Annotated in this window: 3 protein-coding genes; 1 reads left to right on the plus strand and 2 read right to left on the minus strand. The window is 43.1% G+C overall.

The features are described 5' to 3' along the window. Window positions 1–113: 113 nt before the first annotated feature. Both ACUHMQ_RS20360 and ACUHMQ_RS20365 read right to left on the minus strand, forming a co-directional pair. On the minus strand, window positions 114–1,781 hold the full coding sequence (locus tag ACUHMQ_RS20360) for a collagenase (RefSeq protein ID WP_445297277.1): 1,668 nt from the start codon (window positions 1,779–1,781) through the stop codon (window positions 114–116). Window positions 1,782–1,868: 87 nt separating this feature from the next. Beyond that, window positions 1,869–2,804 (minus strand): M9 family metallopeptidase N-terminal domain-containing protein, encoded by a 936-nt coding sequence (locus tag ACUHMQ_RS20365; RefSeq protein WP_445297278.1) that lies wholly within the window; start codon window positions 2,802–2,804, stop codon window positions 1,869–1,871. 265 nt (window positions 2,805–3,069) lie between these two features. On the opposite strand from ACUHMQ_RS20365, the gene ACUHMQ_RS20370 reads away from it, so the two are divergent. Continuing rightward, window positions 3,070–3,368: transposase (locus ACUHMQ_RS20370; protein ID WP_445297279.1), on the plus strand; the 299-nt coding region annotated here is incomplete at its 3' end.

Here is a 3,368-nt window from a genome sequence, read left to right on the forward strand (position 1 = left end):
GCACTAACTTGATGGCTTCCGCTCGGTATTCCGACGTATAGCTTTGTGTTTCTCTCTTACTCACCGCAGCCTCCTGTTGGCTCAAGTTTACCAATCAGGTGTGTCTACGGAATTCAGGCTACCTCATAGGTCTCTGTTTTTGCCCCATCAACAAGTACTGTGAAGGTATAGCTTTGACCGTTTAATAGTGTCTTGTCGCCATTCCGATATTGACGGAATTTATCAAACGTATCAGCCGTTTTTGAACCTCCTCCCTCAGTAGTGCCACCTCCCGTCGTCGTACCGCCACCAGTCGTAACTTGGCCTTCCTGCCAGAACGACTGAACACGATTGTCACCATTTCTGAATGGGGTATAGCTAGTACAAGTAACAGGAGCACATGTACTGCCATAGATCGGTGGATACTCGCTACTCTGTTTACCATCCACCATCACACGGTAGGTGTAGGTCTTGCCTTCGAATACCACTTGGTCCAGATTACGGTACCCTTGATTACGGTCGAATTGGCCAGCGTTTTTCGTTGTACCTCCACCACCGGTCGTCCCCCCTCCAGTCGAGCCTCCCCCGGTTGTGCCCCCTCCTGTTGTGCCACCACCGGTAGTACCCGTACCCCCAGGGGTCCAATATCCAACTTGGTCATACCACTTATAAGGGGCTTCCTTATTGCAATTTAACGGAACACACTGCCAACCACGAGTTGAACCTGTAGTACTAACTTGACCCTTTTCCAATAAGGTATAGGTATAGGGCTTCCCGTAGATCAGCACCGAATCGTTATGCTTATATTCCTTATCCTTATCAAAAGTTACTTTACCTATTCCACGATTCGGGTTGGGTAAATTACGACCACTTGAGTATCTGGCGCCAGCAAATGTTCCACCATCCTTTACCGTATCCAACCACTGATTAAACTCATTGTCGTAGCGCGTACCAATATCGTTAAATATCAATTTTGTATACGCTTCTGGTTGAGCCGTACGCAACGTAATTAACATTTTTTCCACATCATCACGGTGCCGCTCAAACATAAACCTTACTGCCAAGTATCCCCAGTCATAGATACGAACAGTATCATATCCGTAAATGTTACTGAATATATCACTTAGTTTGTAGGTCTTCTTAGCTGCTTGTATCACTGCCTGTGAATTAGTATTTTCTCTAGAAAAGTATTCTGCAACCCCTTCTTGCCACCATATCATTCGAGGCTCTTTGGCAAAAAATGCTGCATAATCACCTTGATTGAATACATTATCCAGATAGTGAATGAACTCATGCTTCAAGTTCCAAATGTATTGCCCTGCTTTTTCACCTGTTCCATTTCCATCTATACCTTCTTTATGGAAGGCCCAAAAGTGCTGGATATTCCCAAGCTGTTCTGGATTTCCTGAAAGTTGATATCCACCATTATTAGTATCTATTTCATAGATACTGCTGCCGTATTTTACATAATCTTCTTTATTCTTAAATAAAACCATTTCCAAGCCACTATCATACCTCGGTCTTTCTGTAGTACCAGAAGACATATATGCCTTATCTGGACTGACACCAAATAGGGAATAAACGAACAATTTCTCTTCAGGTAATATCAAGCTACAAGCTTCATCTAGTCGGTATGCTGGGATTTCTGGTTGAGCAATGATTTTTACATAGTCAGAACAAGACTTCTTGGCTGTCAAATTCTTCTCTATCCAGTTCTCCTTTGCACCGCAAATATTATATTCTGCACAGTTACTTTTCCCTGTCTTCTTGTCCGCATCATACTTATCTATGGCGCCCAGCACAGCAGCATATACACTCCCTCCCTTTCCACTAGAATCAAAACTTCTTAAAATGTCCTTTACTTCCGATTTAATTCTTGGCTTAAATTGTTATTGGTACATGCCCGCAGCCAGATTGGTAGCTGCTTTGCCAAGTAGAACTTCGTTCTTCGTCCCCAACAAGGATCGATTATTTTCAAAGAAATTTTTAAATGCGGAAAAATAAGAATAGTCACTTCTAACTATTTTGTTAGCCTCAATCCTAAAAGCTGGTACATCTTTTATATATGGACTATTAAGATCAACATTCGTAACCGAATTCCAAGTATAAAACATAAGATCAACAGACTCAGACGATACTTCGTCTTTAAAGTCATCGCCTCTTACCTCTAGCAATTTAGCTTTCAGCATAGGCAGATAATTTGCATAATCCTCAGCATAGTAAATTATTCTATAAGCATTTCTTAGACGTTGCTTATTATCCGAATCGGTCGATCGACTAGTTGGGCTATTAAACATCAACTCGAAACCCTGCTTAAGTCTTTGCTTCACCGCATAGCTAAGTTCAGGCTTATTTTTTTCATAGAACCGATATTCAAAACCGGCTAAGAGATATCCCATAATACCAATGAGTTCATCGGATTTATAATAGCTGTCATAACTATTGGTCAATCGGACGAACTCATCTGAAACAGTCTTCATCTTTGATTCTTCAAACAAAGAACTCTGATAACTTTTGCTCAGGAAAATGTCAGTATAACAATTAAGTGAATATATCTCTTTAATTAATCTATCACCATTTAATGCAGCCACCTCGCCAATCCTACATGCTTTATTAAGCGCCTCCGCTGCGACATTTTTTCCCTTTACTTCGCTTTGCTGCTTAGCATTTGGTAAGCTGCGCTCGTATTCGGGTATTTCTTGCCGATGCGAAACTACCGGTTTAATTTGGTTGGGAACACCAACATCCGCCAGCGCAGGGTGGAATAAAGCCCCTACCATAAGAAATAAAGGAGTAAATCGGTATTTCTTGGCTGTAGTAGTCATCACATCACCTAGTAAAGTTGTAGGCCTCACTCCCCTTTGGCAGCTCTTCAATGCAATTTGAATACGCTATAAGGAGATATCTCGAAAACACCCACTCTTGGTCGTGACACATCATTGGCGGCACAAAATGTCTAGCTACCTATCAAGGCTGTTCAACGTCAATATTTTGCGAGTGCATCCTGTTTCACTTGGCAGCCACTACAAATAGCTTTTAGAACCTGTTCAAAGTCTTTTCATCTAGCTCCAGACCGGCGATGCTTGCCCAATGAGAACCCCTTACCCCAGCGATATCAGTCGCGAACAATTCGAAGCCATCCGCCCCTTGCTGGAAAACGCCCGTAAAAAAACCAGTCCTCGCCGAGTCGACCTATACGACGTATTTTGTGCCGTCCTCTACCTACTCAAGAGTGGCTGCCAGTGGCGCATGTTGCCCAGCGAGGTTGGCGCGGCCCGTGTGAAACAGGGGCGCAACGACTCGCCGACGTTATTGATCGTGGACGCACAGAGTGTAAAGAATACGGATACAGCGGGACAGAAGGGCTATGACGCAGGCAAAAAGGTATC

The sequence above is a fragment of the Chitinimonas violaceus genome, from assembly GCF_052601015.1.

Excerpts from the sequence above, each read along its gene's own strand:
- ACUHMQ_RS20365 (WP_445297278.1), bottom strand. The coding sequence starts at position 2,804 with ATGACTACTACAGCCAAGAAATACCGATTTACTCCTTTATTTCTTATG.